Raw genomic sequence first — 26,928 nt, forward strand, 5'->3', positions numbered from 1 at the left:
CAATTCCGGACGGAAAACCGTCTCGCACTTTTGTTTATCTCGTCGCGGGAGCTGGCGGGCGGACCTCGCGCCCCCTGAACATCGACCAGCTATACATGGCCAGAGCTGCCCAGATCAGCGCAAAGGCGACAGCCTGGGTGCCGCCGAACGGCTCGTCGAAGATCAGCACGGCGATCAGGAATACCATGGTCGGCGCGATATATTGCATAATGCCGATGGTGGACAGGCGCAGCAGCCTGGCGCCGAAGGCAAAGAGCAGCAGCGGCACCGCGGTGACCGGGCCGCAGCCGATCAGCAATGCCGTGTCGGCGCCGGTGCCGGAAATCAGATGATCCTGGCCGGTGGCGATCAGGTAGACGATGTAGCAGAGCGCCGGCACCGACAGCAAAAGCACTTCGAGCAGGAACCCCTGGCTCGGGCCGATCGGCAGCGTCTTGCGGAAGAAGCCGTAGGCGGCGAAGGAGAAGGCGAGCGCCAGCGACACCCAGGGCAATTTGCCGGCCTCGATTGTGAGCACCATCACCGCGACCGCGGCCAGCGCCACCGCGGCGATCTGCAACCGGTCGAGCCGCTCGCCGAGCAGCACCGCGCCGACAACGACGACCACCAGTGGGTTGATGTAATAGCCGAGCGCGGTCTCGACGGTGCGATCGACCGCGATCGCCCAAACATAGATACCCCAGTTGATCGAGATCAGCGCCGCCGTCAGCGCCGCCATGGCAAGGCTCTTCGGCGAGCGGATCGCCGCCTTGAAGTCGGCGGTGCGACCGGCCCAGATGAGCACCGCCGCCGCGATCGGCACCGACCAGACGACGCGGTTGGCGATCACCTCGGCAAGCGGCAGATGCGCCACCGCCTTCATGTAGAAGGGCAGCAGTCCCCAAAGGAAATAGGCGCCGAGCGCCAGGAGGAAACCGCGGCGGGCCTTGGCATCCTGATCGAGATCGGCTGTGGCAGTGACCATGGCCCAACGCTATGGCCCAGCGGACCGCCCAAGACCATCACAAAATCATGATGGATCAACGGACTTTTCGTGATGGTTCAAGGCTTGCGCAAGTTCCTCGCCGCACGCAGTGGGGGAGGTGGCCCGGCGGAGCCGGGACGGAGAGGGATTTTCGCAAAGTGTAGAAAATGGGGAATTAGCGACCTTGCTGCGCCCTTTCCTTCTTGGACCCTGGCTTCGCGCAGGTCGCTCCCCCGCTCCGTCCCGGCTGCGCCGGGCCACCTCTCCCCCGCTTTGCGGGGCGAGGAAAGGAGCCCTACTCCGCCGCCACCAGCCCGGCCATCTCGCGGTTCTTCATCAGCTTGTAGACGATCGAATCCATCAGCGCCTGGAAGGAGGCGTCGATGATGTTTTCCGACACGCCGACCGTCCACCAGCGGGCGCCGGTGGAATCGTGCGATTCGACCAGGACGCGGGTGATGGCCTCGGTGCCGCCGTTGAGGATACGCACCTTGAAGTCGGCGAGCTCTAGGTCGACGATCTCGCTCTGGTATTTGCCGAGGTCCTTGCGCAGCGCGATGTCGAGCGCATTGACCGGGCCCTGGCCTTCGGCCACCGACATCTTCTCCTCGCCGTCGACCTCGACCTTCACGATCGCCTCGGAAACGGTCTTCAGATTGCCGTTGGCGTCGAAGCGGCGCTCGACCATGCAGCGGAAGGAGGTGACGTTGAAGAACTCCGGCAGGCCGTGCAGCATCTTGCGGGCCAACAATTCGAACGAGGCGTCGGCGCCTTCATAGGCATAGCCTTCGGCCTCGCGCTCCTTGACCACGGCAATCAGCGCGTCGAGCCGGTGATCGTCCTTCGGCACGTCGATGCCGCGCCGTTTCAGCTCGGCGAGGAAATTGGCCTTGCCGCCCTGGTCGGAGACCATGACGCGGCGACGGTTGCCCACGGCTTCCGGTGGGACATGCTCATAGGTCGCCGGCTCCTTGGCCAAAGCCGAGGCATGGATGCCGGCCTTGGTGGCGAAGGCCGATGAGCCGACATAGGGCGCCTGCGCTTCCGGCGCGCGGTTGAGCAATTCATCGAACGCACGGGAAAGCCTCGATATTCCGGTCAGCGCCTCGGCCGAAATGCCGGTCTCAAAACGATCGGCGAAGGCGGGCTTCAACGAAAGCGTCGGGATGATGGAGATGAGGTTGGCGTTGCCGCAGCGCTCGCCGATGCCGTTCAGCGTGCCCTGGATCTGGCGTACGCCGGCCTCGACCGCGGCAAGGGAGTTCGCCACCGCCTGGCCGGTGTCGTCATGGGCGTGGATGCCGAGATGGCCGCCGGGGATGCCGTGCGCGATCACCTTGCCAACGATTTCGCGCACTTCCGAAGGCTGCGTGCCGCCATTGGTGTCGCACAGCACTACCCAGCGCGCGCCGGATTCATAAGCGGTTTTCGCGCAGGCCAGCGCGTAGTCCGGATTGGCCTTGAAGCCGTCGAAGAAATGCTCGCAGTCGACCATGGCTTCCTTGCCAGCCGCGACAGCGGTTTCCACCGAGGTCTTGATCGACTCGAGGTTCTCCTCGTTGGTGCAGCCGAGCGCGACGCGCACGTGATAGTCCCAACTCTTGGCGACGAAGCAAATGGCGTCAGACTTCGACTGCACCAGCGCCGCCAAACCCGGGTCGTTGGAAGCCGAGACCCCTGCCCGCTTGGTCATGCCGAAGGCGACGAATTTCGCGCGCTCAGTCCGCTTCTTCTGGAAGAAAGCTGTGTCGGTCGGATTGGCGCCCGGATAACCGCCCTCGACATAGTCGATGCCGAACTCGTCCAGCAGTTTGGCGATGGCGATCTTGTCCTCGACGGAAAAGTCGATGCCCGGCGTCTGCTGGCCGTCGCGAAGGGTGGTGTCGAAGAGATAAAGGCGTTGCTTTGTCATGGCTGCGTGGGTGCTTCAGCACCCTCCTCTGGCCTAGCGGCCGGTAATGTCACTTCTTCCCCGCGAACACATCCGTCGCCCGGATCAGCCGATCCAGAATCCCCGGCTCCGAATAGGCATGGCCGGCGCCTTCGATCAGGTGGAAATCCGCTTTCGGCCAGGCCTTGTGCAGCGCCCAGGCATATTTTGCCGGACACGGCATGTCGTAGCGGCCGTGGACGATGGTGCCGGGGATGTCCTTCAGCTTCCAGGCGTCGCGCAGCAGCTGCCCTTCCTCCAGCCAGCCGGCATGGACGAAAAAATGGTTCTCGATGCGGGCGAAGGCCACCGCGTAGTCGTCCTGGCCGAACGGCGTGCTGGTTTCCGGCTCTGGCAGCAGCGTGATCGTCTCGCCTTCCCAGAGGCTCCAGGCAAGGGCTGCCTGAACTTGAGCCTTGCGGTCGGACCCGACCAGCCGCTTGCGATAGGCGGCCATCATGTCGCCGCGCTCGGCCTCGGGGATCGGCGCCAGAAACCGCTCCCATTTGTCGGGGAACATTTGCGAGACGCCGAACTGATAATACCATTCGAGCTCGGCGCGGGTCAGCGTATAGATGCCGCGCACGACCAATTCGCTGACGCGGTCCGGATGCGTCTCGGAATAGGCGAGCGCCAGCGTCGAGCCCCAGGAGCCGCCGAAGACAAGCCATTTGTCGAAACCCGCCATTTCGCGCAGGCGCTCGATGTCGGCGACGAGATGCCAGGTGGTGTTGGCCTCGAGCGAAGCGTTGGGCGTCGACTTGCCGCAACCGCGCTGGTCGAACAGGATAACGTCGTAGAGCTTCGGGTCGAACAGACGCCGGTGTTTTGGCGAAATCGTGCCGCCCGGGCCGCCATGCAGGAACACGGCGGGCTTGGCGCCCTTGGTGCCGCAGCGCTCCCAATAGATGGTGTGGCCGTCGCCGACATCGAGCATGCCTGACTCGAACGGCTCGATCTCCGGATAGAGCGTACGCAAGGAGCTGCCGTGGACCGTCATAATTTCAAGCCCTGCTGCGGCCAGTTGGCCGTCTCGTGGTCGGGATGCTGGAAGGAGATGATCTGCTCCTGCTTCCTGTAATAGTCGGGGTCGTCGTGGACCGGCGCCTCGAAGATCTTTTCCACCCAGGGCAGCCGCACGGCATAGTTGACCTGGATCTGCGGCGCGAGGTCGGAGCGGTCGTCGAAGGCGCCGATGGCAATCTCCAGCGCGCCGGGCTGGCGGTAGGTCAGCGGCGTGCCACAGCGGGCGCAGAAACCGCGGTCGATGTTGACCGAGGACTGGAAATAGCTCGGTTCCTCATGGGTCCAGTCGACGCCGTCCTTCGGCACCGTCACCAGCGCGCCGAAGAAGGAGCCGAACTGTTTCTGGCACATGCGGCAATGGCAGATGGACGGGCGCCCGAGCTTGCCCTTGATGCGGAAGCGCACGGCGCCACACTGGCAGCCTCCGGTTCGAACGTTTTCGGTCATCATCTTTCCTCCGGCGGCCATTGGTCGGTGTCGTGATCGGGATGCTGGTACGAGACGAGCTCGGCGAGGTAAGGCGCCGAGGCGATATCGGCCATCGTGTCCTCGGACGGCAGCTTCGGGATGCCGTCGACATAGGGAAGTTTTGCTTCGACGCCCCATTGGATGGTGGGCGCGATGCCCGTCGGGTCATCGAAGGTGGCGATCGCCAGTGCTGCGCCGTCCGGTGCCTCGAAAGTCAGCGGCGTGCCGCATTCGGCGCAGAAGCCGCGCCAAGCGGCATTGGACGAACGGAAGCGTTTGGGCTCGCCGCGCGTCCAGTCGAGCGTGGCGCCGCGCACCGAGACCAGCGGCAGATAGAAATTGCCGCTCGCCTTCTGGCACATGCGGCAATGGCAGACAGAGGCCTCGCCGAGCGCCCCTTCGACGCGGAAACGCACGGCGCCGCGCTGGCAGCCGCCGGTGTAGACAGGCCGGTTGTCGAGGCTCATGACACACTCCCGATCATGGGCTGCTTTTGGGGCTCACTCCGGGTCATGGCAGACCGCCTCGACATTGTTGCCGTCGGGATCGAAGACGAAGGCGCCGTAATAGTTGGGGTGGTAATGCGGCCGCAGGCCCGGTCCGCCATTGTTCTTGCCGCCTGCGGCAAGCGCCGCCGCATGGAAAGCGTCGACCTCGGCGCGGCTGCGCGCGGTGAAGGCGACATGCTGGGCGGATTTCGGCTTGTCCGTGCTGTCGCTCAGCCAGAACACCGGCCGGTCGCGGCCATAGCCGCCTACCTTGGCGCCGCCGGTATATTCCTGAGGCACCATGTAGAGCAGCGAAGCGCCGAGCGGCGCCATCGCCTTGTCGTAGAAGGTCTTGGATGCGTCGAAATCGGATACGTTGATGCCAAGATGGTCGATCACGGGAAAAGCTCCTCCGTTGGTGGCGCGGCCGCGACGGCCAGGTCGGCTACGATGACGATGTGCTGGCAGACATTGTCGATATCGCGGATCACGTCGTCGTTCCAGAAGCGCAGGATGGTCCAGCCAGTGGCGGCTAGATAGGCAGTTCTCTCCTCGTCGCGGCGGGAGTGTTCCCCATCGCCATGCTGGCTGCCATCGACCTCAACTATGAGGCGATGCGCAGAACAAGCGAAGTCAACAATGTAAGGTCCAATCGGCACCTGCCGCCGAAAGCTCATGCCCATGAGCCTGTGCGCACGCAATTCGTTCCAAAGCTTCAGCTCGGCATCGGTCATCGCGCGCCGCATCGATTTGGCGTTTTTGCGCTGATGAGAGGGAACGCGGTCGTGACCCATGCTCAGGCCGTCCTACGCTGGAGATTAGCGAAACCGCACGCGACATCTGATCTCCCCCCTTGCGGGGGAGATGTCCGGCAGGACAGAGGGGGGTTCTGTCCCGCCAGCGTAGCAACTAGGGAGCGCTGCACTCTCAGGAAATGGCTGGCATGAGAATGGGGAAGTTTGAACGCTGGCGTTCCTTCACACCCCCCTCTGTCCTGCCGGACATCTCCCCCGCAAGGGGGGAGATTGGCCGTCGCCGATGGTTTCGCCAATCGCCGAAGTTGTCTCACCGCTTGATCTCCCACGTCGTCACGCGCTCGCCGGTGGCGGGGTCCTTGCCGTCCTTCAACTGCACGCCTTGCGCCAGCAGCTCATCACGCAGGCGGTCGGCTTCGGCCCAGTTCTTCGCGGCGATCAGCGCGAGCCGATCGGCTATCGCCTTGGCGATCGCTTCCTCGTCCACCTTGGCGGCGCCGACGTCGAAGCCCAGGAAGGCCAGCGCCGCCTTCAAGGACCCGGCGGCTTCCTCGCCTCCGGCATCGCCCGCCTCGCCGGCGAGCTGCGTGAGCCGCTGGAAGGCCGTGTAGGTGGCGAGGTCGTCCGACAGCGCTTGCACCACCTCGGCCGGCAGGTCCTTCGCGGCCGCCGGTGCAAGGTCTGCGGCGCGCTTCCACTTGCGCAGCGTGTTTTCCGCCTCCTCAAGCTTGCGCACGGAGAAATCGATCGGCTCGCGATAATGCGTCATCAGCATCGCCAGCCTGAGCACCTCGCCCGGCCAGGTGCGGCCGCCGAAGGTGCTGGTCTCCAGCAATTCGTGGATGGAGAAAAAATTGCCGAGGCTCTTCGACATCTTCTGGCCTTCGACCTGCAGGAAGCCGTTATGCATCCAGACATTGGCCATGACCTTGGTTCCGTGGGCGCAGCGCGACTGGGCGATCTCGTTCTCGTGGTGCGGGAAGATCAGGTCCAGCCCGCCGCCATGGATGTCGAAGACCTCGCCGAGATAGGCGGCGGACATGGCCGAGCATTCGATGTGCCAGCCGGGCCGGCCCCTGCCCCATGGGCTCTCCCAGCCGGGTTCCTCAGGCGAAGACAGCTTCCACAGCACGAAATCGCCGGGGTTCTTCTTGTGCGCGTCGACGGCGATGCGCGCGCCCGCCTGCTGCTCGTCGAGATTGCGCTTCGACAACTCGCCATAGTCGGGCATCGAAGCGGTGTCGAACAGCACTTCGCCGCCGGCGACATAGGCGTGGCCGCGCTCGATCAGCTGCCGGATCAGCGACAGCATGTCGGCCTTGCCGTCGGCCCGGGGCGCGACGAATTCGGTCGCTCGCGGCTCGTAGGTCGGCTGCAGGCAGCCAAGTGCGGCGACATCCTTGCGATACTGGTCGGCGGTCTTTTCGGTGACCTTGCGGATCGCATCGTTGAGGGAGAGCTTGCCGGCCGCGATCTCGCCGCCGAAGTCGCGCAGGGCGCGGGCGTTTATCTTGTCGTCGACATCCGTGATGTTGCGCACATACGTGACATGCGTTTCGCCATAGAGTTGGCGCAACAGACGGAAAAGCACGTCGAAGACGATCGCCGGACGCGCATTGCCGATATGGGCGAAGTCGTAGACGGTCGGGCCGCAGACATACATGCGCACGTTCAACGGATCGATCGGGATGAATCGCTCCTTCGTCCGCGTTAGCGTGTTGTAGAGGTTGAGGCCCTTCGATGCGTCAGACATGCGGTCCCGGTCCTTAATTTGTGTTTGCCGGAACCAACTTCGCGCCGAAGGCACAAATCAGGCTCCAGCCTGCTGGCCGGGGCGTTTTTCCGATCTGGGGAAAGATGAGGCGAAAACGTCCGGACCAGCGCGAGGCTAGCCAATAATGCAAATGCCACAAATGGCGAAAGACGTTTTCATGGGCGGCTTTATCGCGCTGGCAGGTGTTGCCGTCAAGTCGCTCCGCTCAGGAAAGATGTGGCTGAATCACAGGTAAAGACAGGACGAAACATTTTATTAAACATGTCGGCACAGTGATGAAACATTCGCCGGCTAGACCGTCAGATGTCACGATTTGGTCGGAATCGGCCGCCAAACGCTGGACACGAAACCGTTACCAGGGAAGAGAATCATGGCTCGCACCAAGCAGGAACAGAACCGACAAACGCAGCCCGCACTGGCCAGCCACTACCGCGCGATCGGCCCGGCGGCAATCGTCGCGGCCCTCCTCCACACCGCGAAGAAGAAGAAGCCCGCGCAGAAGATCGTTTCGCCGCGCGTTGCCTGAAAGGGCATTGCCAGCACGGTCCCTGACGATGGGGACGCCGGCGATGAGGGCGCCAGAGAGCGCCCTGGAGATGAAGGCCTCCGGAAGCAGCCTCGCAAGGCTGATAACCTTCGCTAGAACAAGCTCATCTGGTTTTCGTCTGCGCCAGGCTTCTGGCGCCCGGGTTTTTCGGCCTGCGGCGAAACGATGCCGCGCTCCTGAATCTCCGGCCCGGTGTTAGCGACCTTGTTGACCAGGTCGGAAACCGGAATCGCCTCGAAGAAATCGGGTTCGGCGGGCTTCAGCAGATCGAGCACGTCGCGCGGCTCCTGAGTGCGGCAATCGAGCCAGCGGGCGAAGTCGCGTTCCTCGATCACCACCGGCATGCGGTCGTGGATATGGGCGATGCCGGCATTGGCCTCGATCGTAAGAATCGCGCCGGTATCCATCTCCGAGCCGCCGGGCTCGGAAAAAGTTTCGATCAGGCCGGCGAAGGCGACCACGCCGCCGCGTCGCGGGCGGATCCAGTAAGGTTGGCCCTTGCCGCTGCCCGACTGCTGCCACTCGTAGAAACCCGATGCCGGCACAAGAGCGCGGCGGTGGCGCATGGCGGTCTTGAACGAGGCCTTTTGCAGCACACCCTCGGAGCGGGCGTTGATGAGCAGCGGAAACGCCTTGGTGTCCTCGACCCAGCTAGGAATCAGGCCCCAGCGCACCAGCATCGCCTGGCGGTCCGGCAGGTTCGAGCCCGGCTCCCGTTGCGGGCCGGCAAGCGCCATCAGCACCGGCTGCGTCGGCGCGATGTTGTAGCGCGCCGGAAATTCCTCCAGCTCGGCCAGGCCGAGGAAGGCGGCGGTCTGGTCCGGCGTGGCGGTCAGGGCAAAGCGTCCGCACATGGATCTGGCTCTTCGATTGACGTGCAATGAAAGTGGCGATGGAACCGCCACGCCGCAACGGCTAAAGGTTGTTTCGCCCAATCGGTCCACAAAAGGCTGCGGAAAGATCGACACGCATGGAACAGCGCAAGCTCATACCGGCCGTTTCCGTCGCCGTCGTGCGCGGCGAGACGGTGCTTCTGGTCAAACGTGCGCGGGCGCCGTCGCAAGGGCTCTACGCCTATCCCGGCGGCAAGGTCGAGCCGGGCGAAACGCTGGCGCAAGCCGCGGCGCGCGAGTTGCAGGAAGAGACCGGGCTCGAGGCGGCAGGCTACCGGCCGTTGCGCGACATCCATATCGACGGTCGTGCTGAAAACCACGCGGTCGACTATCTGCTGAGCGTGTTCGGCGCCGCCTATGCCGGCGGCGAGCCCGTGGCCAGCGATGACGCCGAGACGGCGGCGTTCTACACGCTGGCGGAAATGGCGCAGATGCCGCTTGCGGGCGATGTGTTCTCGGTCGCCGAGGAATTGCTCGGGCCCGCCGCGGGCGCGTAGACGCCGAAAAAATCGCCTTGCGGGCGACAAAATGTTTCGTCACAAAGCTTTAGCCCCCCTCACGCCAAGGCTTTGATGACCCGCGCTTCTGTTCTTCTCGCCGCGTGCCTCGCCGTCAGCATGGCAGTTGCCGCGCGGCCGGCGATTGCCGCCGAGGCGCCGTTCGAGCCCGGCCTGATGCGGCTGGCGGAAGTGCTCGGATCGCTGCATTTCCTGCGCAACCTGTGCGGCGAGAAGGGCGACCAGTGGCGGGCCGAGATGGAAAAGCTGCTCGAGTCGGAAAATCCAGATCCCGACCGGCGCGCCCGCTTCATCGCATCGTTCAATCGCGGCTACCGCTCCTTCAGCGGCACCTACACCCAATGCACGCCGTCGGCGACCGAGGCCATCGCCCGCTACATGAAGGAAGGCGAGACGTTGTCGCGCGACATCGCTTCCCGCTACGGGAATTGAGCCGGCTCGGCCGCTGCTCATTTCGCACAGATTTTTTGCGGGCAATCGGCGCCAATGTGACGCGCCTTATTGTGTCCTGTCCCGCTCTGGTGCAATCATGTGTTGCACTTGCGCAACAGCGTTAATGAAACGTTAGCGCGCGGTTGTGGAATTAACTCAAACTGAAGGTTTCGATGCCCCAAGCCGGTCTAATCGGCTAAGCTCGGCATCGATTGAGCGCAGTCTCGATCGGAATGTAGATTCCGACCGTAAAAATGTCGTATTTACAAAGACTTAATTGAGACTGCGGACGAGCTGACAGACCAAGCGGGATCTCTCGTCGGATCGATGCTTGCAGAAGGTGGACATCGCAATGGAACATGGCGTCAGCGACATCGACGCGTTGGTCAGGGAAGAAAAGCGGCTGACCGCCGTGGAGAGTCACAGCGAAGCGTGGGCCGAAGGCCTGTCGGCCGGCATCGAGCCGGAAATTATCGCCGAGGCAGCGCTGGAGACCGCTTTCGGCGAGATGTTGCGCGCCAATGGCGAGACCTCTGCGCTCGCGCTCCTCGACCGCATGCGGGAAAAGGTGATCGCCGGCGCCTTCGAGCCGGAACGGCCGAAGCACTAGCCACCTGTTTTTTGACCACGAGTTTTTGACGGCGACACGCCATTTGGGCATCATGCCCACGTGTCTGGACGCTCAGAGCGCTGGCCGGGGCCGAATCCGGGAACCATGGAGAGGCAAGCGGTGAGATTTTCGATGTCAGGCCGGCCGCGCGGGCTGGCCCTCATCATCCTGATCGCCGCCTCCTGCCTGGCGCTGCCCCTGTGTCTCACCAGCACGCCTTCCTACGCGCTGAGCGAAATCCAGCGCGAGGACCTGCCTTCGCCGGTCACCCCGCCCGCAACTGGCGAAAGCGCCGCGCCCGGCGCCACCGTGCCGATGCCGCAGGCACCCGGCACCAAGCCCTCGGACCAACCTGCCGACGATACGGACAAGTCGGAGCCGGAGACGCCCGCCAATGGCGGCATCACCAGCCCGCGCGCCGATCCGGACGCACCACCGCCTGCGGTCGTCTATGACCTCGACACGCTTCCCGAACCGGTCAAGCGCATGCATGGGCTGATCATCGAAGCCTGCCGGACCGGTGACATCGAGAAGCTGAGATCGCTGATCGGCAAGGGTGATTCCATGACGCAATTGTCGCTGGGCGACAGCGACGGCGACCCGATCACCTTCCTCAAGAGCCTCTCGGGCGACGGCGACGGCCAGGAAATCCTCGCCATCCTGGAAGAGGTGCTTTCGGCCGGCTATGTCCATGTCGACACCGGCACGCCGCAGGAACTCTATGTCTGGCCGTATTTCTTCGCGCTGCCGCTCGACAAGCTCGATCCCAGGCAGCGTGTCGAGTTGTTCAAGCTGGTCACGGCCAGCGATTATGACGACATGAAGCAGTTCGGCGCCTACATTTTCTACCGCGTCGGCATCACGCCGACCGGACAGTGGCTGTTCTTCGTCGCCGGGGATTGAGACGCAACAGGTACGGCAATGTTGGCGGGACAGCGCAACGACAGCGGCTGGGATTGTCGCTACGGCTCAGGCCGTGGTCAGAAGGGATACCGTGGCCAAACTCGTCGGACAATTTCATGATAAGCAGCTTCTCACGCGCCGTAAGGCGCTTTTGGTCGACAAAGCGCCAGTTGCGTTCGCAAAGCGCAAAGGCTTCTTTAGCGGGGATAAGACACGCGACATCGCGGTTCCAGGCGAGCGCCTGGAGTTCAGGAAACTCCGCAGGAATGATCGGCGCAATATTCGCGGTCATGGTGCATCCACGATAATGCAGAGCGCTTAATAAATCCAATTCTTGGCAAGGGCTAGGCCGGCAGCGCCTCGGAGAACTCCACCGCCGCGCCCTGGCCGGGCGTCGCGATCTCGCCTTCCCACATGACGCGCCTGCCGCGCACGACCGTGCCGACCGGCCAGCCGGTGACCTCCCTGCCGTCATAGGGCGTCCAGCCGGCCTTGGAGCCAGCCTGAGCGTTGGTGATGGTCTCGCGGCGCTTCAGGTCGACGACCGTGAAATCGGCATCGTAGCCGGCGGCGATGCGGCCTTTCCTGGCCATGCCGAATATGCGCTGCGGACCATGGCTGGTCAGATCGACAAAGCGCTGCAAAGTGAGCCGACCGGCGTTGACGTGGTCGAGCATGATCGGCACCAAGGTCTGCACCCCGGTCATGCCCGACGGCGAGGCCGGATAGGGTTTTGCCTTTTCTGCCAGCGTGTGCGGCGCGTGGTCGGAGCCCAGCACATCGACGATGCCTTGCGAAATGCCATGCCAGACGCCGTCGCGGTGGCGAGCGGCGCGCACCGGCGGATTCATCTGGATCAGCGTACCCAGCCGCGCATAGTCGTCGGCGCTCAGCGTCAGATGGTGGGGCGTCGCCTCGCAGGTCGCGACATCCTTGTGCTGTTCGAGGAAGACGATCTCCTCGGCTGTCGAGATGTGCAGCACATGGATGCGCGCGCGCGTCTGCCTGGCGATGCGCACCAGCCGCTCGGTGCAGCGCAGCGCCGCGATCTCGTCGCGCCAGACGGGATGGGACGACGGATCGCCCTCGACGCGCTCGCCGAGCCGCTCGCGCAGGCGGAACTCGTCCTCCGAATGAAAAGCCGAGCGGCGGCGGGTGTTGCGCAGGATCGAGGCGACTCCTTCATCGTCCTCGACCAGAAGGTCGCCGGTGGACGAACCCATGAACACTTTAATGCCGGCCGCTCCGGGCAACCGTTCCAATTCGCCGACATCGCCGGCATTGTCGAGCGTGCCGCCGACCCAGAAGGCGAAGTCGCAATGCATGCGGCCGGTGGCGCGGCGCACCTTGTCGGCAAGTGCGGCCTCGCTGGTGGTGAGCGGATTGGTGTTGGGCATTTCGAAGACGGCGGTGACGCCGCCCAGCACCGCGGCGCGGGAGCCGGTCTCCAGATCCTCCTTGTGCTCCAGTCCCGGTTCGCGGAAATGCACCTGGCTGTCGACGACGCCCGGCAGGATGTGCAGGCCCATGCAGTCGATGGTTTCGCCGGCCGAAGCCTGGCCGAGATCGCCGATCCGCGCGATGCGTCCGGCCTTCACGCCGATGTCGCGCCGTCCCTCGCCGTCATGGTTGACCACCGTGCCGCCTGTCAGGATGAGGTCGAAGGTGGTTGCCATGGGCAGGTCCAATCTCTTGCGGGGGGAGTGTGGCCGGCTTACGTAATGACCGGACGTTTTGCAAGATCAGGCCGATTTTACGCTCATGCCCGTTGCCCAGCTCAAAGACCGCGCGCTCATTTCCGTGTCAGGCCCCGATGCCGAGCATTTTTTGCAGAACATCCTAACCACCGACCTCGACGCGCTTCGGCCCGGGGAAGCCAAACCCGGCGCGTTGCTTTTGCCGCAGGGCAAGATCCTGTTTGATTTTCTGATCTCGCGCGCCGGCGACGGCGGCTTCCAACTGGAATGCCGGGCCGACATCGCCGACGATTTCGTGCGCCGGCTGATGCTTTACCGGCTAAGGGCCAAGGCCGCGATTGCCAAACAGGATCAGATGCTTGTCACGGTCGCATGGGGCGATGATTCAACCGCCTCGCTTTCTGATTCAACAGCGCTTGCCGACACGCGCTTCCGGGATGTGGCGGTCAGGCGTAGCTATGGCAGTGAAGCAACGGACGGCACGGTTCCCGATGCATGGCAGATGCTGCGCATCGCGAACGGCATTGCGGAGAGCGGTTCCGACTACCAGCTCGGCGATGCCTTTCCGCATGACGTGCTGCTCGACGAAACTGGCGGCGTTGGCTTCAAGAAGGGCTGCTATATCGGCCAGGAAGTGGTCTCGCGCATGCAGCATCGCGGCACCGCGCGGCGCCGTGTGCTGATCGCGTCGGCCGATGGTCCCCTGCCCGCTGCCGGCACCGAGCTCACGGTCGCCGGGCGGCCGGTGGGCACGCTCGGGTCTGTCGACGGCCGGACCGGTCTTGCCGTTGCCCGCATCGACCGCGTCAAGGCGGCGGTCGATGCGGGCCAGGCAATCATGGCGGATGAGGTTCCGGTAGCGCTCGCCATTCCCGCCTGGGCGAAGTTCACCTTCCCTGAAGGTGCGGTCAGCGCGGAGGAGGCCTGATGGCGGCCGACCGGGCCGGCGCGCCGCTGCGCGCCTGGCAACGCATGCTGTCCGGCCGCCGGCTCGATCTGCTCGATCCCTCGCCGCTCGACATCGAGATCGCCGATATCGCTCATGGACTCGCGCGCGTCGCGCGCTGGAACGGCCAGACCAGCGGCGACCATGCCTTCTCGGTGGCACAGCATTCGCTGCTGGTCGAAGCTCTCTACGGTGAACTGGTGCCTGCCGCTCCGGCCGAGGCGCGTCTTGCAGCGCTGCTGCACGACGCGCCCGAATACGTCATCGGCGACATGATCTCACCGTTCAAATCGGTAATGGGCGGTTCCTACAAGGATTGCGAATTGCGCCTGCAGCGCGCCATCCATCTGCGTTTCTCGCTGCCGGCGGAGCTCGCCGCCTCCTTGCGCAACGACATCAAGCGCGCCGACCAGATCGCCGCCTATTACGAAGCGACGCTGCTGGCCGGTTTTTCGACCGCTGAGGCGACCGAGTATTTCGGGCGGCCGCGCGGCTTCTCCGCCGACCGTTTCGACTTCACTCCTAAATCCGTGACTTGGGCGCAAACGGCTTTTCTCAAGCGTTTCAAGATGCTGGAAGCCAAGCGCCAGTCTTCGCTTGCGGTGAATACAACCCCATAAAAGAACGCTAAATTAACCCGCGACCGCGACAGTATTGCGTTCGGTCACGATCCGAAGGCGTGCTCATGCCCGGCGCACATGTCAAGACTGCTTCCACCGCCGGCAAGCGAAGAACGGCCGCCATTGGTCCGGCGCGGCGGATCGCGGAAGAATTGCGGGCTCAGAACGAGCGTTTCGCGGCGGCTGTCGAGAACATGTCGCACGGGTTGTGCATGTTCGACGCCGACGAGCGGATGATCATCTGCAACCACAACTACATCGACATCTTCAGCCTGGACGCCAAAGTGGTGAAGCCCGGCATTCCTTTCTTCGACATCCTGCAGCACAGCGTTGACATCGGCATCGCTTCGCAGAGCGCGAACGAGCTTTATGCCATCCGCAAGCCCTACATCGATGGCGCCAAGGCTTCGACCTATGAGGAAGTCCTCTCCGACGGGCGCATCATCGTTATTTCGCACCGGCCGATCGCCGTCGGCGGCTGGGTGTCGATCTACGAGGACGTGACCGAGGAGCGGCGCGCCGAGGCGGAGTTGAAGGAGCAACACCGCCGCTTCGACGCCGCGCTTGCCAACATGTCGCAAGGCCTGCTGATGTACAGCGCCAAGGGCCGGCTCATCGTGCGCAACCAGCGCTTTCTGGACCTGTGCAACGCCAAGGCGTCGGATTTCGCGCTCGGCATGACGCATCGCCAGATGCTGGACAAGCTCATTCGACTCGGCATCTTCGCGCCGCTGGAAATCGACGTCGAGGTCGACAAGACGAAGGCCAGCCTGGATGCCGGTCAGTCGCGCTCGAGCTATCGCGAACTGGTCGACGGCCGAACGCTCTTCGTCTTGCGGCGGCCGCTGGCCGGCGGCGGCTGGGTGGCGACTTTCGAGGACGTCACCGAGCGCCGGCGCACCGAAGAGCGCATGACGCATCTTGCGCATCACGACACGCTGACCAATCTGCCCAACCGCTCGATGTTTCGCGATCGGCTGGACCAGGCGCTTGGCGAGGCAAAGCTGCTGGCGATCCTATCGCTCGACCTCGACCGCTTCAAAGCCGTCAACGACACGTTCGGCCACCCGGCCGGCGATTGGCTGCTGCAATGCGTCGCCAAGCGGCTGCAGCATTCGGTGCGCAGCAGCAAGGACGTGGTGGCGCGCTTCGGCGGCGACGAATTCGCCATCATCCAGTTCGGCATCAGGAGCGTCGCCGACGCCGAGAAGCTCGCCAAGCGCATCGTCGAGATCGTCGGCAAGCCTTATCGCGACAAGGGGCGCGAGATGCATGTCGGCGTGAGCCTCGGCATCGCGCTTTATCCCGGCGACGGGCACGACGCCGACACGCTGCTCACCAACGCCGACATGGCGCTCTACCGGGGCAAGAGCGAAGGACGCAATGTCTATCGCTTCTTCGAGCCGGGCATGGATGCGCTGATGCGCGAGCGCCGGGCGCTTGAGGCCGATCTCGAGGCGGCGCTCTCCAGGCGCGAATTCGAGCTTGATTTCCAGCCGATCCTCGACATCGGCTCCGGCAGAATTGTCGGCGCGGAAGCTCTGATGCGCTGGCGCTCGCCGTCGCGTGGCCTGGTGTCGCCGGAGAACTTCATCGCCGTCGCCGAGGAAACCGGACTGATCGTGCAACTCGGCGACTGGGCGCTGCGCAAGGCCTGCAACGTGGCGGCGAACTGGCCGCCGGACATGCGCATGGCCGTCAATGTCTCGGCCGCGCAGATCAAGAGCGGCGGCTTCGCCCGCAGCGTGATCGCGGCGCTTGCCTTCTCCGGCCTGCCGGCCAACCGACTGGAGCTCGAAATCACCGAAACGGTGATGATGGACGAGAGCGACGCCGTGCTGAAGACGCTAAGCCAGTTGCGCGGTCTCGGCGTGCGCATCGCGCTCGACGATTTCGGCACCGGCTATTCCTCGCTTGGCTACCTGCGGCGTTTCCCCGTCGACAAGATCAAGATCGACCGCTCCTTCACCAGCGATCTCGACAAGCGCGACACGGCGGCTATCGTGCGCACGGTGATCGGGCTCGGCGCCGAGCTCGGCATCACCGTCACCGCCGAAGGTGTGGAGACCGAGGCGCAGCTGGACATGCTTCGCAAGGCCGGCTGCGGCGAGGCGCAAGGCTATCTGATCGGCGTGCCGGCCAAGGCCGCCGAGGTGAACCGGCTGCTGCGTGCGCAGGCGCTGCTGCGCCAATCGGGCTGATTTCCCGAGCACGTGTTGAGATTCGGGTTAGGCCGCGCCGAAAATGGCGGATTCCGAGAACCGGAGCGGAGCGTACTTGAAGTACGTGAGCACCGGAAGCGCAGGAAGCGGGCATTTGCAGGCCGGCATCCCCTGAATATCAATACGCGCTAGCGCAGCGTCTCGATGTACTTCTCATGGAAGCTGACATAGCCGGGCTCGACCACCTTGAGGTGCCGCTCTATCAGCCGGTGGAATTGCGGCAACTGGTGGAACGGCACGCCGGGATAGGCGTGGTGCTCGGCATGGTAAGGCATGTTCCAGGCGAGCTTGCGCACGAACCAGTTGGTCAGCGTCGTGCGGGTGTTTTCCAGCATGTTGGCGACGAAGGGACAGCGGCCGTGCTCGGCCAGCAGATAGAGCCTGAGGAACGGCTGTCCGAGCAGCGCCGGCACGATCCAGACATAGAGCAGCACCGATGCCTGGAACCAGACCGCAAGCGCCAGCAGGACGACATAGAAGGCGATCATCGCCCGCGCCTCGGCCTTCACCTTCGGCAAGCCCTTTGGCGGCACGTAGCTGTCGCGGCAGCGCCCCGTTGCATTGGTGTAAAGCGTCTTGAAATGGCCCCACCACACCGGAAGGCCGGAGACGTGGACGATGTATTGCCGCATCGTCTCGGGCTTCGGGAAGGCGAGCTCCGGATCGTTCTCGGGGTCCTGGGTGAAGCGGTGATGAGCGAAGTGGAAATAGCGGAACCAGTCGGCTGGCAGCGCAATGGCCAGGCTGCAGAAGCGCGCGACCATATCGTTCAGCCACTGCGTTTCGAACGCCGTCCGGTGCACCGTTTCATGCAGCAGCGTGAACAGGAACACGATCAGGACGCCCTGCGGCAGCATCAGGACCGGCCAGAACGGCACCTTGGCCGCGATCAGCGCCCCAAGGACGACAATCGCGCCGAGATGGAGCGCGAACTGGGCAAGGCCCGGCCCATCCGATTTTCCGGTCAGCCGGCTGCGCTCCTCATTCGTCAGCGAGGCTATCACGGAGCGGTGGTCTATGGCTGCATCGTGGTCGATTGCGTTCATGAGGCCACGATACCTAGAAAGAAACCTTTCGAAAAACGAGGATTTCTGCGAAATAGATAAGGTAGACTTATCTTTCGGATTGCCATGGTCGCTCTTCCCTCCTTGCGCGGACTTCAGGCCTTCGAAGCGGCGGCGCGCACAGGCAGCTTCGCGGCCGCGGCGGAGGAACTGTCGATTTCGGCGGCGGCCGTCAGCCAGCTTATCCGCACCGTCGAGGAGCAGATGGGACGAAAGCTGTTCCATCGGGTCAACCGGCGCGCGGTGCTGACCGAGGCCGGGGTGGAGATGCTGCCGCGGCTCAGCATGGCCTTCCGGGAAATCGGCAGTGTCGCACGCGACGTCGGCGGCGATGCGTTCCGGCCGAGGCTCGTCGTTTCGGTGCCGCCCTCCATGGCGATGGGCTGGCTTTCCGAGCGCATCGCCGGCTTTGTCGCATCGCACGGCGCCGCCGACATATCGCTGAGAGGCGACGACGATCCGGTGCCGTTCGATCATGAACTGATCGACATCCGCCTCTCCTACGGTCCGCATTACCGGGAGCATCCGATCGAGGAGATCGTCAAGGATGCCGTCTATCCCGTCTGCGCGCCGACGCTCGCCGGCGCGATCAAATCCCACGGCCTTGCCGGCCTGCCGCTCATTCACACCGATTGGGGACCGACGGGGGCATCCTTTCCATCCTGGCGCAACTGGTTCGAGGCGGCGGAAAGCGAGCCCGGCCGCGCGGCACAGCGCGGTCTCTCAGCGAACTCGTCTCGGGCAGCGCTCGATCTCGCCATGTCAGGACTGGGCGTGGCGCTGGCGCAAGGCATCTATTGCGCCAGAGCATTGGAAGCGGGCCTGCTGGTCCGGCCTGTTGCCCGATCGCTGGACCTGCGCCAACCCTATTGCCTGACGATCCCGGAACGCAGCGCAAGACGCGATATCGTGGCGGCGTTCCGCCAATGGTTGATAGAGGAATGCCGGCGCGCCGTCGGCTCCCCGGCGCTGGTCACGCCGTCAATCTGACGGCCTGCAAAAAATGCGGTCAGAGATGCCCGGCCAGCGCGACGACCATGTCCTTGCTGTTGGCCACCGGAACGATCTCGAACTCGACCAAATCCGCCCATTCGATGACCCAGCGCTGCAGCACCGTCGCATCGTCGGCTTCCACCAGCATGAAGCAGCGGCTCATGTCGCCTGCGATCCAGCTGTGATGCACGACGAGCTCGTCGGGCTTCAGGCGGCCCTTGTCGCGGAAGCGCCGATAGATCTCCTTGCGGTCCGAGCCGTGGAAATCCTCGATCACGAAAAACAGCATTTTTGTTCCCTCAAATCAGGCGGTTTTCTCCGGCCGCGACTTGTCCGGCCGCTATTTATCCGGTCTCTCCAGGCGCTCCAGGAACCACTGCGTCAGCCGCACCCAGAGCTCGTCCTTCTCGCCGGAATCCTCCCAGCCATGGTCGAGATTGGGATTGTCGTTGACCTCTATGACGAAGACGCCGTCCTTGGTCTCCTTGAGGTCGACGCCGTAGAGCCCGTCGCCGATGCATTTTGCGGCCTTGACCGCCGTCTCGACGACATGGGGCGGCGTCTGCTTCAGCGTGAACGTCTTGATCCCGCCCTGGTCGGGCTTGCCGCTGGCCTTGTGGTTGACGATCTGCCAGTGCTTCTTTGCCATCAGATAGTGCACGGCAAACAGCGGCTGGCCGCCGAGCACGCCGACGCGCCAGTCATATTCGGTCGGAATGAATTTCTGCGCGATCAGGAGATCGGAATCGTCGAGCCAGTCGGTCGCGAGCTTGGTCAACTCGGCCATGTTCTCGCATTTCTTGACGCCGCGCGAGAAAGACGAATCCGGGATCTTCAGCACCAGCGGAAAACCGAGCGCCTGCGCCGCCACCTCGAAGTCGGACGTGCCGGCGATCATCACCGTCGGCGGCACCGGCACCTTGTTGTAGGTCATCAGCTCGTTGAGATAGACCTTGTTGGTGCAGCGGATCATCGACAGCGGATCGTCGATCACCGGCATGCCTTCCTGCTGGGCGCGGCGCGCGAAGCGGTAGGTGTGGTTGGAGATCGACGTGGTCTCGCGGATGAACAGCGCGTCGTAGTTGGCGAGCTTAGCCAAGTCCTTCCTGGTGATCGGCTCGACTTCGACGCCCATCTTCTCGGCAATCCTCGCCCAATAGCGCAGCGAGGAGATCTCCGACGGCGGCAGTTCCTCATGCGGATCGACCAGCGTGGCGAAAGTATAGCGCGCCGGCGTGCGGCCCTTGGTGTCGCGCCACTCGCGGTTGGTGTAGGTGTCCAGGCATTGCAGGAAGAACTCTTCCTCGCTCTCGGTCATGCGGGCAAGCGGCAGGAAGCCGATCTTGCGGATCGAGGCCCATTCGGCGCTGTCCTTGATGTGGACCTCGAGCGCCGGGGCGCGGAACCAGTCGAACAGCAGCTTGGCGAAACGGTCCCACACTTTCGACGGGCCGATGCCGAAAAAGATCGCGACCTTGGCCGGGAAAGTCCCGCCGAGGTCCTTCCTGCATTTGTTCAAGGCAAGTTCAAGCTCCGGCAGCGCGTGCTCGTAGAGCTTGCGCTCCGAGAGGTCGATCATGGTCTCGACGGTCGGGATCACCCTGTGACCGCGCGAGCCGGCCAGCAGCGAGGCATAGTAGCCGCGGCTCTGGTAGCCGTAGTTGTTCGACAGGTTGATCACCTTCGGTCGTTGGCCGCGGAACAGCGCCGGATGCGCGAGATAGTCGCGGTTGGTGATGATCTTGTGGGGTGTGGCCACCTGATCGATGTCGTTCTGCCTGCCCGTGAGGATAACCCAGGTCATTGTCTCAGCGTTTTCCCAGAGTGATGGCTGCGCGCAAGCCGTCGCGGCCGAACTGCGCCATGTTCATGAAAATGTCGTAGGGCACCGGAATGTTGGCGGCATCGAGGATCGTTTCCTGCCTTTCATCCTCCACCCATGGGTCGTGGATCAAGATATGATCGCCGTCGTCGCCGATGGCCAGCACCCAATGCGGCACCTTCTTGCCGAACATCAGGAAACCGCTGACCAGCACGACAACCAGCTTGCCCTGGGCAAGGGCGTCGCGGATGTCGCCGATGCCGAACGGACGGTAATTGACGGGAATGCCGTAGAGTTCGGCGCGGCGGCGGAAATCGACCTGGGCGAGTTCCATCACCCGGCGCTTGTCCTCGCTCCTCACCGACTGCAGGAACAACGCGCCGTAGAAGGAGACGAATATCTCGGCCGCAAGCCCACTCTCGCAGCCGGCGACCGCCAGGCCGAAAGGCTCGCAGCCGCCAGGGCCGGACATCATGAAGACCGTGGTCGCCTCGCGCCACAGGCGGATTTCCATGACCGGGTCCGGCACGAAGCCACGGTCGAAATTGGCCATTGCCATCATCAGGCAGCATGGGCCGCAGGTGAACTCGCAGGTCTGTTGGTAGAACGGCACCCTGGTCGCGGTCGGGGTGTCGCCGCGCAGCGTCTTTTCATAGCGCAGCGCCGTCGCGCCATCCTCGTAATAGTCGGGCTCGCGGCCCAGTTTTCGATAGCCGGCCTGCTCGTAGATACGGATGGCGCGATCGTTGTCCTCGCGCACTTCGAGGCGCAGCAGCAGCCGGTCGTGCTCGAAGGCCGCTTCCTCGGCGGCCGCCAGCAGAAGGCGGCCGATGCCGAGCCGACCGAAGAAGGGACCGACGGCGATGGAATAGAGCCGCGCCACGCCGCTGCCCTTGCGAAACAGCACCACGGCATAGCCGGCGACACGGCCCTCGTTCTCGGCCACCAGCATCTCGGCGGTTTCACGTTCGATGAACTGGCGGAAAGAGCGGCGAGAGAGCCTGTCGCCCGGAAAAACGGCCTTCTCGATGGCGGCGAGGTCATCGACGTCTGACGCGCGGGCCTTGCGGATCTCGGCAGGCATGCGGGCTTGGGAGAACCTCGATTGGGTTAAGAAAACGGCCCCGGTGGATGCGTCGCAGACCCGGCCGAAGCGCCAGCATTCATCAAGCGCTATCGCTCCTTGATTTGGGCCGAATTGTGACGGTTTCCGCCACGGCAGGAAAGGGCGAAATGTTTGAACAGGATTGCCGTTCAAAGGACTGCCGGCCGCCGAAAAACGCAGCCGGTTCAGCTCGATATGCCGGCCAGGAGCTGGCCATAGGCGCTCTTTGCGACACCCGACAATCGCTCAGGCGGCAACGAGCCGACGACGGCGCAGGCATAGCCCTTGTCGAGCCAATAGACCGCCTCCGGTCCGCCCGCCTCGGCCGTGTAGGTGCCCTTGGACGTCGTCGACGATACTGCGGTGACGAAGAGCGAAATGCGCTCGCCCTTGGCGTCCTCATAGAGCAGCATTGCCGCCTTGCCTTGCTCACCGGCCGGCAGCAACCGGCCGCCGATCAGTTCGAAGCCCTCGGTCGTCAGGTCGGGCGCAACCAGCTTCAGCCCGACGCGGTTCGACAGCCAGGTCTGAAGATGATCCTTGTCGCTCGCCGGAACCTCGACGGCATGACGCTTCTCGGCGGCGTAGAGGACATGGGCCGCGATCGCCTGCTCGGCGAGTTGGTCATCGCCGTCACCGCCACGGCCGATGCTGTCGATGCCGACGACATAGCCACCGAGGCCGCCGACGGCGAGCACCACGGCAGCCGCGGCCGAAAGCCACCAGCGCGAGCGCCAGGCCGATGCCTTTGCAGGGGCCTGGCCGAGCAATGCCTGCCGCAGCCTTGCCGGTACCGGCTCGTCGATCACGCCGGCGAAGGCGGCGCGCATGGCGGCACGGTCGGCGATGTAGCGCGCGGACCGCGCCTTCATCTCGGGATTGGCTTCGAGCCAGGCGTCATAGGCCATGCGCTCCTCGCCCGGCAGCTCGCCGTCGAGGGCCATATGGATATCGCGTTCGGAAAAATCGTGCCGGGTCATTTCTCGACGATCCTCAGCGAGCGGCGGCGCGATGAGTCCTCGAGCAGGCCTCGCAATTCCTCGCGGCCGCGGGCGATGCGCGACATCAGCGTACCGGCCGGCACGCCAAGGATGTTGGCGGCCTCGGCATAGGAAAAGCCCTCGATGGCGACCATCACCAGGGCCGCGCGGCGATCGGGGCTGATCGCCTGCAAGGCATCCATGATCTCGCGCGAGGCGATGGTCTCGACCTGATCGGCGGGCGCGGACTGGGCCTCACCGGCTTCGAGAGGCAATATCGCTGCCTCGCCGCGCCGGTTGACCTTGCGCATCTGGTCGATGAACAAGTGATGCATGATCGTAAACAGCCACCTCCGGGGGCTTTCTCCCGTTTGCCAGTTGTCGAGCCGCAAAAGCGCCCGTTCCAGGCAATCCTGGACGAGATCGTCGGCGGAATCGCGGTCGCGCAGCAGCGAGCGCGCATAGCGCCGCAACCGCGGTATTTCGCTCAGGATCGCTGCCTTTTTGTCGTCCATGACCGCTTGTTTCGAGGTCGCTTTCCATCCGGATAGAACGCGCCTTCCAGGCGCGGTGCAAGCAGTCTGCGCGAAGCGGCCCAACCGCTGCGGTTACCCAAGCAAGAGAATAACGATGGCGTGGGCCGGCTTATTCCCGTTCGAGTCCCAAACCGACTCATTGTTTAATTACGTAAGATACGTATATTGCGTATATCGCGTATGAGGCAATCGATGAAACAATTCACCTTTTCAGACATGAACCGCGTATCGGGCGAAATCCTCGAAACAGCAATGATCGAGCCTGTCGCGCTGACAAAACGCGGCAAGGAAAAGCTGGTCATCCTGTCGGCCAGGCAATACCGGCAACTCGTTGGTTCGTCTCATGCCGCGGCTTACACGCTCGAGAATGCGCCTGACGAGATCCACAACGAACTGATGTCGGGGTTGGAAGCCACCATAAGTGGCGATGAGCCGGATGTTTAAGCCCGGCGATCTGCTTCGATATTACTATTTGTGGGCCCGGCAGGCTGACGCTGGTGAGGAGTCCGGCCGCAAAGCGCGCCCTGTCTGCATCGTGGTCAGAACGCCGACTACGCCGGCAGCGCTGTTCCTGTTCCCGCTCACCTCGCAGCAACCCCACGCGACCCGCATTTATATTGCCATCAGTGAGATCGAGTGCCGTAGGGGCGGCCTCGATTTTCCGTCATGGCTGATCCTCGACGAGTACAACCGTGCGCGTGTTGACGAAGCTTACGACCTCGTGACGACGAAGCCGATCGGTTCCTTCAGTCCGGCATTCGTCCGCAAGATTGCTGGCCTCATCAAAGAGGCAGCCGAAGAGCGCCGCCTGCGCGGCGTTGTCCGGAAATAGTGGCAGCAGTCAAGGAAACCCCAGACTTTCACCCTTTCCTCGCCGCCCGCGTCAGCAGCCGCTGGTAGAACAGGCCGATGCCGATCAGCACCGCGCCAAGGCCGATGAAGGAGAGCGCGCGCAGCACGCCTTCCAGCTCCGACATGTCGAACAGAAAGACTTTCAGCACCGCGACTGCGATCAGCACCGCGGAGGCGATGCGCAGCACTTGCGACTTCAGCCAGACGCCGGCGGTGAGCAACGCAACGCCGATGACCAGCCAGAGCGCCGAGTAAGTGTAGGTCTCGAGCTGGCCGAGCCCGCTCCACAAGGCGATGAATTCGCCCTTGAACAGGCGGCGCACCGAGAGCGTTGCAAAGGCGAAGGCAAGCAGCGAGGCGACCAGCGCCAGCATCGCCGCATACCATCTCGGACGCTTGTCGCGGACATAGAGCGCCAGCGCGCCCGCCGCGATCGCCGGCAGCAGATAGGCGAGGAACAAAAGGTTGAACACAGGAACCGTGCCGGTCGACTCGTCCGTCAGCAGCGGGTTCAGCACCACGAAATGCTGCACGGCGATCAGGCCCGCCGAGATCACGCCGGCAGCCATCGAGCCATAGCGCAGCACCGAGCTTGGCGAGCGCATGTCGATGGCGACCAGCATGGCGCCGGCGCCGAGCGCGATCAGCGTGTAGATCGCCTGTTCGGCAAGGGTCACGGTGCCGGTGTCGATGACGCCGCCATGCATGGCGTGGCGCACCAGCATGGCGATGGTGAGCAGCGCGAACAGCGCCGAGGCAGCCTCCATCGCCTGGCGCGGCCGGCCGCTGGTGGTGCGGGCGAGTTGCCAGGCGGCGAAGCCGAAGGCGAGCGCCGGCACGCCGTAGCCAGGCAGCAGCCAGTTGAAGACCGGCGTCCTGGACAGAAACGCCGCGCCGACGATGGTTGGATCAAAGGCGACACGGGCGAGCACGGCGACCGCCGCGCCCGCCGCGACCCAGCCCAGCACGGGGTAGGATCGCCAGCGCGTGGCCAGCGCCGGGACCAGCGCGGCTGCTCCAAGCAGCATGGTCGTCCAGCCGGAGCCGAAGGCCATGTGCAGCATGAGCAGGCCGGCGACGCCGGCGCCGCCGAGCGCGAAGGACACAGCCGGGCCGCCGGCCAGCGGTGGCTCCTCGGCGCGCGCGATCCACTCACCGCCGGCGGCAAATGCGAGCACCAGCAACAGCGCCGGCAGCGCATAGCCGAGGTCGCGGTCGATATCGCCGAAGGTCAGCCACAGCGCGGTGAGCACCGTCAGCGGAGCAATGACGCCCCAGGCGGCCCAGCAGGCCGCGCGCAGCGAAGCGGTGGCGGCAAAGCGGCGCGCCGCCAAGAAACCGGCCGCGAGGAAGATCAGGCCGAGCGCGATGCCAATGCGGAAAGTCAGCGTGTCGGACGACGCCAGGGGCTGAGCGTCCAGCCCGACATCGAGCGCGTTGGCGCCGATCGTGGCGGGCGGGATGATGCCGAGATAGATCAGCACTGTCGCGACGCCGGCGGCGAAGACCAGCGGCAGCGCGCGCGGCCGGTAGAGCGCCACCGCGACCAGCGCGGCCAAAAGGACCGCGCCGTGCAAGGCATCGCCGGCGCTGGCAAAGGCCGGATCAACGGACAGCCCAAGCGCGCTCAAGGCGATGAAGAAGCCGGGCACGATCGACGGCCAGTCGAAGCCGCGGGGCGCATCGTCGCGGCCAGTAACCAAGAAAAGGCCGAGCCAGACGAAAGCCAGCACGGCGAGCGTCGCCAGGCTGATGAACAGGACGGCGGCAAGATTCACGTCCGGCGCGTCGACCATGTAAAGAATGGTCCAGATGCCGGCGCCGGCGAAAGCGGCGGCAACCAATGCCCTCCAGTCGCGGATGCGGGCGATTGCCGCCGTGGCGGCGAGCACGATCGCCAGATAGACGAACAGCGCCCAGGGATTGGGCGCCTGCGAGGCGACCAGCGCCGGCGTGGCCATGGCGCCGACGAGGCCGATGCCGGCCAGCGCCAGGCCATGCAGGAGCGATGCGCCAATGGTCGCGACGCCGATGGCGCCAAGCAGCACGAAGGCCGTCGCCGGGCCGATGAAGCCATACATGCCGTGCGCGGCGTAGACCGTGCCGAACAGGATGAAGGCGCCCGCCCCGGTCAGGATCGCGGGGATATAGGCGCCGGCGCCTTGCACCGGCACCTTGAAGCCGGTGCGGCGGATGAATTCGGCGCCGCCAACCAGCACCAGGCCGAGGACGCCGGCCATCGTCAGGCGCACGCCGGGGCCGAAGATGCCGGCTTCGATGGTGTAGCGGATCAGGAACAGGCCGCCCAGCGCCAGTGCGATGCCGCCGACCCAGACCGCCCAGCGCGTGCCCAGCGCCGTTTCGACATCGCTCTGGCGCGCCGCCTTCGCGGGCGCGGGCGGTTCTGCTCCGGGCGTCTCGGTGGCTGAGACAGGTTCGGACGGCCCGGCGGATTGCGCCGTGGCCGCTTGGGCCTTCGTCCAAGGTCCTGCCGCTGCCGCCTGTTCGGCCGCCTCGGGCTTCGCGGCGATCTCTTCGGCGACGCCGTCCGCCGACCGCGCGGCAGGCGCCACGGCTGCGTTGGCCTCCTCGGGAAGATCCTCCTGCGTGGCGTCCGCCGCCTTGGGCGCGGACAGCGAAGCGCCCGACTGCACCAGGCCGCGCAGGACGCCGAGCTCGCGCTCGACCAGCGCGATGCGGTTCTGCTGGCGTGAAACGATGACGAAAAGAGCTATGACGGCGGCAATGGCGATCAGACTGAAAAACATGGCGGTTTCCCTCAA

General features: G+C 64.4%; 28 protein-coding genes and 1 pseudogene. 11 read left to right on the forward strand and 18 right to left on the reverse strand.

Annotation, left to right across the window (positions count from 1 at the left end; all coding sequences use genetic code 11):
* Positions 1-34: 34 nt before the first annotated feature.
* The 8 genes from rarD to cysS all read right to left on the reverse strand — a co-directional run bounded on the left by rarD (position 35) and on the right by cysS (position 7,384).
* The gene (gene rarD, locus FJW10_RS15295) at positions 35-964 is read right to left on the reverse strand and encodes an EamA family transporter RarD (protein ID WP_140900729.1); all 930 of its coding nucleotides are present in this window, start codon (positions 962-964) and stop codon (positions 35-37) included.
* Between the two features lie 295 nt (positions 965-1,259).
* A complete protein-coding gene (cimA, locus tag FJW10_RS15300; protein WP_140900730.1) occupies positions 1,260-2,876 on the reverse strand; it encodes a citramalate synthase in 1,617 nt (538 codons plus the stop codon).
* Positions 2,877-2,925: 49 nt separating this feature from the next.
* Complete coding sequence (gene pip, locus FJW10_RS15305) at positions 2,926-3,894, reverse strand: prolyl aminopeptidase (protein ID WP_140900731.1); 969 nt, start codon at positions 3,892-3,894, stop codon at positions 2,926-2,928.
* Positions 3,891-4,367 (reverse strand): GFA family protein, encoded by a 477-nt coding sequence (locus tag FJW10_RS15310; RefSeq protein ID WP_140900732.1) that lies wholly within the window; start codon positions 4,365-4,367, stop codon positions 3,891-3,893. The genes pip and FJW10_RS15310 overlap by 4 nt, the downstream gene beginning before the upstream one ends.
* Entirely contained in the window at positions 4,367-4,855 is a 489-nt protein-coding gene (locus tag FJW10_RS15315) for a GFA family protein (protein ID WP_140900733.1), read from the reverse strand. Before FJW10_RS15315 ends, FJW10_RS15310 begins: the two co-directional genes overlap by 1 nt.
* Before the next feature lie 33 nt (positions 4,856-4,888).
* Positions 4,889-5,275 (reverse strand): VOC family protein, encoded by a 387-nt coding sequence (locus tag FJW10_RS15320; RefSeq protein WP_140900734.1) that lies wholly within the window; start codon positions 5,273-5,275, stop codon positions 4,889-4,891.
* On the reverse strand, positions 5,272-5,670 hold the full coding sequence (locus FJW10_RS15325) for an endonuclease domain-containing protein (RefSeq protein ID WP_140900735.1): 399 nt from the start codon (positions 5,668-5,670) through the stop codon (positions 5,272-5,274). Before FJW10_RS15325 ends, FJW10_RS15320 begins: the two co-directional genes overlap by 4 nt.
* A gap of 271 nt (positions 5,671-5,941) precedes the next feature.
* Positions 5,942-7,384: a cysteine--tRNA ligase gene (gene cysS / locus FJW10_RS15335; protein WP_140900737.1), complete on the reverse strand. Its 1,443-nt coding sequence runs from the start codon at positions 7,382-7,384 to the stop codon at positions 5,942-5,944.
* Positions 7,385-7,775: 391 nt separating this feature from the next.
* On the opposite strand from cysS, the gene FJW10_RS15340 reads away from it, so the two are divergent.
* On the forward strand, positions 7,776-7,931 hold the full coding sequence (locus FJW10_RS15340) for a hypothetical protein (RefSeq protein ID WP_140644414.1): 156 nt from the start codon (positions 7,776-7,778) through the stop codon (positions 7,929-7,931).
* Positions 7,932-8,044: 113 nt separating this feature from the next.
* On the opposite strand, the gene FJW10_RS15345 is transcribed toward FJW10_RS15340, so the two are convergent.
* Complete coding sequence (locus FJW10_RS15345) at positions 8,045-8,806, reverse strand: SOS response-associated peptidase (RefSeq protein ID WP_140900738.1); 762 nt, start codon at positions 8,804-8,806, stop codon at positions 8,045-8,047.
* Positions 8,807-8,922: 116 nt separating this feature from the next.
* Here FJW10_RS15345 and FJW10_RS15350 point away from each other — a divergent pair, with 116 nt between their 5' ends.
* From FJW10_RS15350 to FJW10_RS15365, 4 genes are all read left to right on the forward strand, one after another.
* Complete coding sequence (locus FJW10_RS15350) at positions 8,923-9,342, forward strand: NUDIX hydrolase (RefSeq protein ID WP_140831152.1); 420 nt, start codon at positions 8,923-8,925, stop codon at positions 9,340-9,342.
* Between the two features lie 75 nt (positions 9,343-9,417).
* A complete protein-coding gene (locus FJW10_RS15355) occupies positions 9,418-9,795 on the forward strand; it encodes a TIGR02301 family protein (RefSeq protein WP_140900739.1) in 378 nt (125 codons plus the stop codon).
* 352 nt (positions 9,796-10,147) lie between these two features.
* A complete protein-coding gene (locus FJW10_RS15360; RefSeq protein ID WP_140831875.1) occupies positions 10,148-10,405 on the forward strand; it encodes a hypothetical protein in 258 nt (85 codons plus the stop codon).
* A gap of 120 nt (positions 10,406-10,525) precedes the next feature.
* Positions 10,526-11,308 carry a hypothetical protein gene (locus FJW10_RS15365; protein ID WP_140900740.1) on the forward strand — a complete coding sequence of 261 codons (783 nt, stop codon included), beginning with the start codon at positions 10,526-10,528 and terminating at the stop codon, positions 11,306-11,308.
* Between the two features lie 85 nt (positions 11,309-11,393).
* Here FJW10_RS15365 and FJW10_RS15370 read toward each other — a convergent pair.
* Positions 11,394-11,600, reverse strand: a pseudogene (locus tag FJW10_RS15370) (hypothetical protein); the annotation flags it as partial.
* Between the two features lie 52 nt (positions 11,601-11,652).
* The gene (locus FJW10_RS15375) at positions 11,653-12,984 is read right to left on the reverse strand and encodes a dihydroorotase (protein WP_140900741.1); all 1,332 of its coding nucleotides are present in this window, start codon (positions 12,982-12,984) and stop codon (positions 11,653-11,655) included.
* Positions 12,985-13,069: 85 nt separating this feature from the next.
* On the opposite strand from FJW10_RS15375, the gene FJW10_RS15380 reads away from it, so the two are divergent.
* The 3 genes from FJW10_RS15380 to FJW10_RS15390 all read left to right on the forward strand — a co-directional run bounded on the left by FJW10_RS15380 (position 13,070) and on the right by FJW10_RS15390 (position 16,772).
* Positions 13,070-13,933: a folate-binding protein YgfZ gene (locus FJW10_RS15380; protein ID WP_140900776.1), complete on the forward strand. Its 864-nt coding sequence runs from the start codon at positions 13,070-13,072 to the stop codon at positions 13,931-13,933.
* Entirely contained in the window at positions 13,933-14,571 is a 639-nt protein-coding gene (locus FJW10_RS15385) for an HD family hydrolase (protein WP_140900742.1), read from the forward strand. The genes FJW10_RS15380 and FJW10_RS15385 overlap by 1 nt, the downstream gene beginning before the upstream one ends.
* Before the next feature lie 65 nt (positions 14,572-14,636).
* The gene (locus FJW10_RS15390) at positions 14,637-16,772 is read left to right on the forward strand and encodes an EAL domain-containing protein (protein ID WP_140900743.1); all 2,136 of its coding nucleotides are present in this window, start codon (positions 14,637-14,639) and stop codon (positions 16,770-16,772) included.
* 149 nt (positions 16,773-16,921) lie between these two features.
* Here the strand turns inward: FJW10_RS15390 and FJW10_RS15400 are convergent, their stop codons facing one another.
* Positions 16,922-17,812, reverse strand: a complete 891-nt coding sequence (locus FJW10_RS15400) for a fatty acid desaturase family protein (protein WP_140900777.1) — start codon at positions 17,810-17,812, stop codon at positions 16,922-16,924.
* 111 nt (positions 17,813-17,923) lie between these two features.
* Here FJW10_RS15400 and FJW10_RS15405 point away from each other — a divergent pair, with 111 nt between their 5' ends.
* The gene (locus FJW10_RS15405; RefSeq protein WP_140900745.1) at positions 17,924-18,847 is read left to right on the forward strand and encodes a LysR substrate-binding domain-containing protein; all 924 of its coding nucleotides are present in this window, start codon (positions 17,924-17,926) and stop codon (positions 18,845-18,847) included.
* A gap of 19 nt (positions 18,848-18,866) precedes the next feature.
* Here the strand turns inward: FJW10_RS15405 and FJW10_RS15410 are convergent, their stop codons facing one another.
* From FJW10_RS15410 to FJW10_RS15430, 5 genes are all read right to left on the reverse strand, one after another.
* On the reverse strand, positions 18,867-19,139 hold the full coding sequence (locus FJW10_RS15410) for a DUF3303 family protein (RefSeq protein WP_140831136.1): 273 nt from the start codon (positions 19,137-19,139) through the stop codon (positions 18,867-18,869).
* A gap of 51 nt (positions 19,140-19,190) precedes the next feature.
* Positions 19,191-20,654 carry a RimK family protein gene (locus tag FJW10_RS15415; protein WP_140831134.1) on the reverse strand — a complete coding sequence of 488 codons (1,464 nt, stop codon included), beginning with the start codon at positions 20,652-20,654 and terminating at the stop codon, positions 19,191-19,193.
* A gap of 4 nt (positions 20,655-20,658) precedes the next feature.
* Complete coding sequence (locus FJW10_RS15420; protein ID WP_140900746.1) at positions 20,659-21,756, reverse strand: GNAT family N-acetyltransferase/peptidase C39 family protein; 1,098 nt, start codon at positions 21,754-21,756, stop codon at positions 20,659-20,661.
* Between the two features lie 206 nt (positions 21,757-21,962).
* A complete protein-coding gene (locus FJW10_RS15425) occupies positions 21,963-22,757 on the reverse strand; it encodes an anti-sigma factor (RefSeq protein ID WP_140900747.1) in 795 nt (264 codons plus the stop codon).
* Positions 22,754-23,272 (reverse strand): RNA polymerase sigma factor, encoded by a 519-nt coding sequence (locus FJW10_RS15430; protein ID WP_140900748.1) that lies wholly within the window; start codon positions 23,270-23,272, stop codon positions 22,754-22,756. Before FJW10_RS15430 ends, FJW10_RS15425 begins: the two co-directional genes overlap by 4 nt.
* Positions 23,273-23,485: 213 nt before the next feature.
* Here FJW10_RS15430 and FJW10_RS15435 point away from each other — a divergent pair, with 213 nt between their 5' ends.
* Positions 23,486-23,737 (forward strand): type II toxin-antitoxin system prevent-host-death family antitoxin, encoded by a 252-nt coding sequence (locus FJW10_RS15435; protein ID WP_140900749.1) that lies wholly within the window; start codon positions 23,486-23,488, stop codon positions 23,735-23,737.
* Positions 23,730-24,125, forward strand: coding sequence for a hypothetical protein (locus FJW10_RS30450; protein ID WP_181177542.1), 396 nt, complete (start codon positions 23,730-23,732; stop codon positions 24,123-24,125). Before FJW10_RS15435 ends, FJW10_RS30450 begins: the two co-directional genes overlap by 8 nt.
* Before the next feature lie 28 nt (positions 24,126-24,153).
* Here the strand turns inward: FJW10_RS30450 and FJW10_RS15445 are convergent, their stop codons facing one another.
* Positions 24,154-26,913, reverse strand: a complete 2,760-nt coding sequence (locus FJW10_RS15445; protein ID WP_140900750.1) for a DUF2339 domain-containing protein — start codon at positions 26,911-26,913, stop codon at positions 24,154-24,156.
* Between the last annotated feature and the right edge of the window lie 15 nt (positions 26,914-26,928).

Origin of the sequence: Mesorhizobium sp. B4-1-1 (assembly GCF_006439375.1) — a bacterium.
In the GTDB taxonomy this organism is placed as follows: Bacteria; Pseudomonadota; Alphaproteobacteria; order Rhizobiales; family Rhizobiaceae; genus Mesorhizobium.

Bases quoted from the DNA above. Each gene is read 5' to 3' on its own strand.
- rarD (WP_140900729.1), bottom strand. From the start codon at position 964: ATGGTCACTGCCACAGCCGATCTCGATCAGGATGCCAAGGCCCGCCGC.
- cimA (WP_140900730.1), bottom strand. From the start codon at position 2,876: ATGACAAAGCAACGCCTTTATCTCTTCGACACCACCCTTCGCGACGGC.
- pip (WP_140900731.1), bottom strand. From the start codon at position 3,894: ATGACGGTCCACGGCAGCTCCTTGCGTACGCTCTATCCGGAGATCGAG.
- FJW10_RS15310 (WP_140900732.1), bottom strand. From the start codon at position 4,367: ATGACCGAAAACGTTCGAACCGGAGGCTGCCAGTGTGGCGCCGTGCGC.
- FJW10_RS15315 (WP_140900733.1), bottom strand. From the start codon at position 4,855: ATGAGCCTCGACAACCGGCCTGTCTACACCGGCGGCTGCCAGCGCGGC.
- FJW10_RS15325 (WP_140900735.1), bottom strand. From the start codon at position 5,670: ATGGGTCACGACCGCGTTCCCTCTCATCAGCGCAAAAACGCCAAATCG.
- cysS (WP_140900737.1), bottom strand. From the start codon at position 7,384: ATGTCTGACGCATCGAAGGGCCTCAACCTCTACAACACGCTAACGCGG.
- FJW10_RS15340 (WP_140644414.1), top strand. From the start codon at position 7,776: ATGGCTCGCACCAAGCAGGAACAGAACCGACAAACGCAGCCCGCACTG.
- FJW10_RS15345 (WP_140900738.1), bottom strand. From the start codon at position 8,806: ATGTGCGGACGCTTTGCCCTGACCGCCACGCCGGACCAGACCGCCGCC.
- FJW10_RS15350 (WP_140831152.1), top strand. From the start codon at position 8,923: ATGGAACAGCGCAAGCTCATACCGGCCGTTTCCGTCGCCGTCGTGCGC.
- FJW10_RS15355 (WP_140900739.1), top strand. From the start codon at position 9,418: ATGACCCGCGCTTCTGTTCTTCTCGCCGCGTGCCTCGCCGTCAGCATG.
- FJW10_RS15360 (WP_140831875.1), top strand. From the start codon at position 10,148: ATGGAACATGGCGTCAGCGACATCGACGCGTTGGTCAGGGAAGAAAAG.
- FJW10_RS15375 (WP_140900741.1), bottom strand. From the start codon at position 12,984: ATGGCAACCACCTTCGACCTCATCCTGACAGGCGGCACGGTGGTCAAC.
- FJW10_RS15380 (WP_140900776.1), top strand. From the start codon at position 13,070: ATGCCCGTTGCCCAGCTCAAAGACCGCGCGCTCATTTCCGTGTCAGGC.
- FJW10_RS15385 (WP_140900742.1), top strand. From the start codon at position 13,933: ATGGCGGCCGACCGGGCCGGCGCGCCGCTGCGCGCCTGGCAACGCATG.
- FJW10_RS15390 (WP_140900743.1), top strand. From the start codon at position 14,637: ATGCCCGGCGCACATGTCAAGACTGCTTCCACCGCCGGCAAGCGAAGA.
- FJW10_RS15405 (WP_140900745.1), top strand. From the start codon at position 17,924: ATGGTCGCTCTTCCCTCCTTGCGCGGACTTCAGGCCTTCGAAGCGGCG.
- FJW10_RS15410 (WP_140831136.1), bottom strand. From the start codon at position 19,139: ATGCTGTTTTTCGTGATCGAGGATTTCCACGGCTCGGACCGCAAGGAG.
- FJW10_RS15415 (WP_140831134.1), bottom strand. From the start codon at position 20,654: ATGACCTGGGTTATCCTCACGGGCAGGCAGAACGACATCGATCAGGTG.
- FJW10_RS15420 (WP_140900746.1), bottom strand. From the start codon at position 21,756: ATGCCTGCCGAGATCCGCAAGGCCCGCGCGTCAGACGTCGATGACCTC.
- FJW10_RS15425 (WP_140900747.1), bottom strand. From the start codon at position 22,757: ATGACCCGGCACGATTTTTCCGAACGCGATATCCATATGGCCCTCGAC.
- FJW10_RS15430 (WP_140900748.1), bottom strand. From the start codon at position 23,272: ATGGACGACAAAAAGGCAGCGATCCTGAGCGAAATACCGCGGTTGCGG.
- FJW10_RS15435 (WP_140900749.1), top strand. From the start codon at position 23,486: ATGAAACAATTCACCTTTTCAGACATGAACCGCGTATCGGGCGAAATC.
- FJW10_RS30450 (WP_181177542.1), top strand. From the start codon at position 23,730: ATGTTTAAGCCCGGCGATCTGCTTCGATATTACTATTTGTGGGCCCGG.
- FJW10_RS15445 (WP_140900750.1), bottom strand. From the start codon at position 26,913: ATGTTTTTCAGTCTGATCGCCATTGCCGCCGTCATAGCTCTTTTCGTC.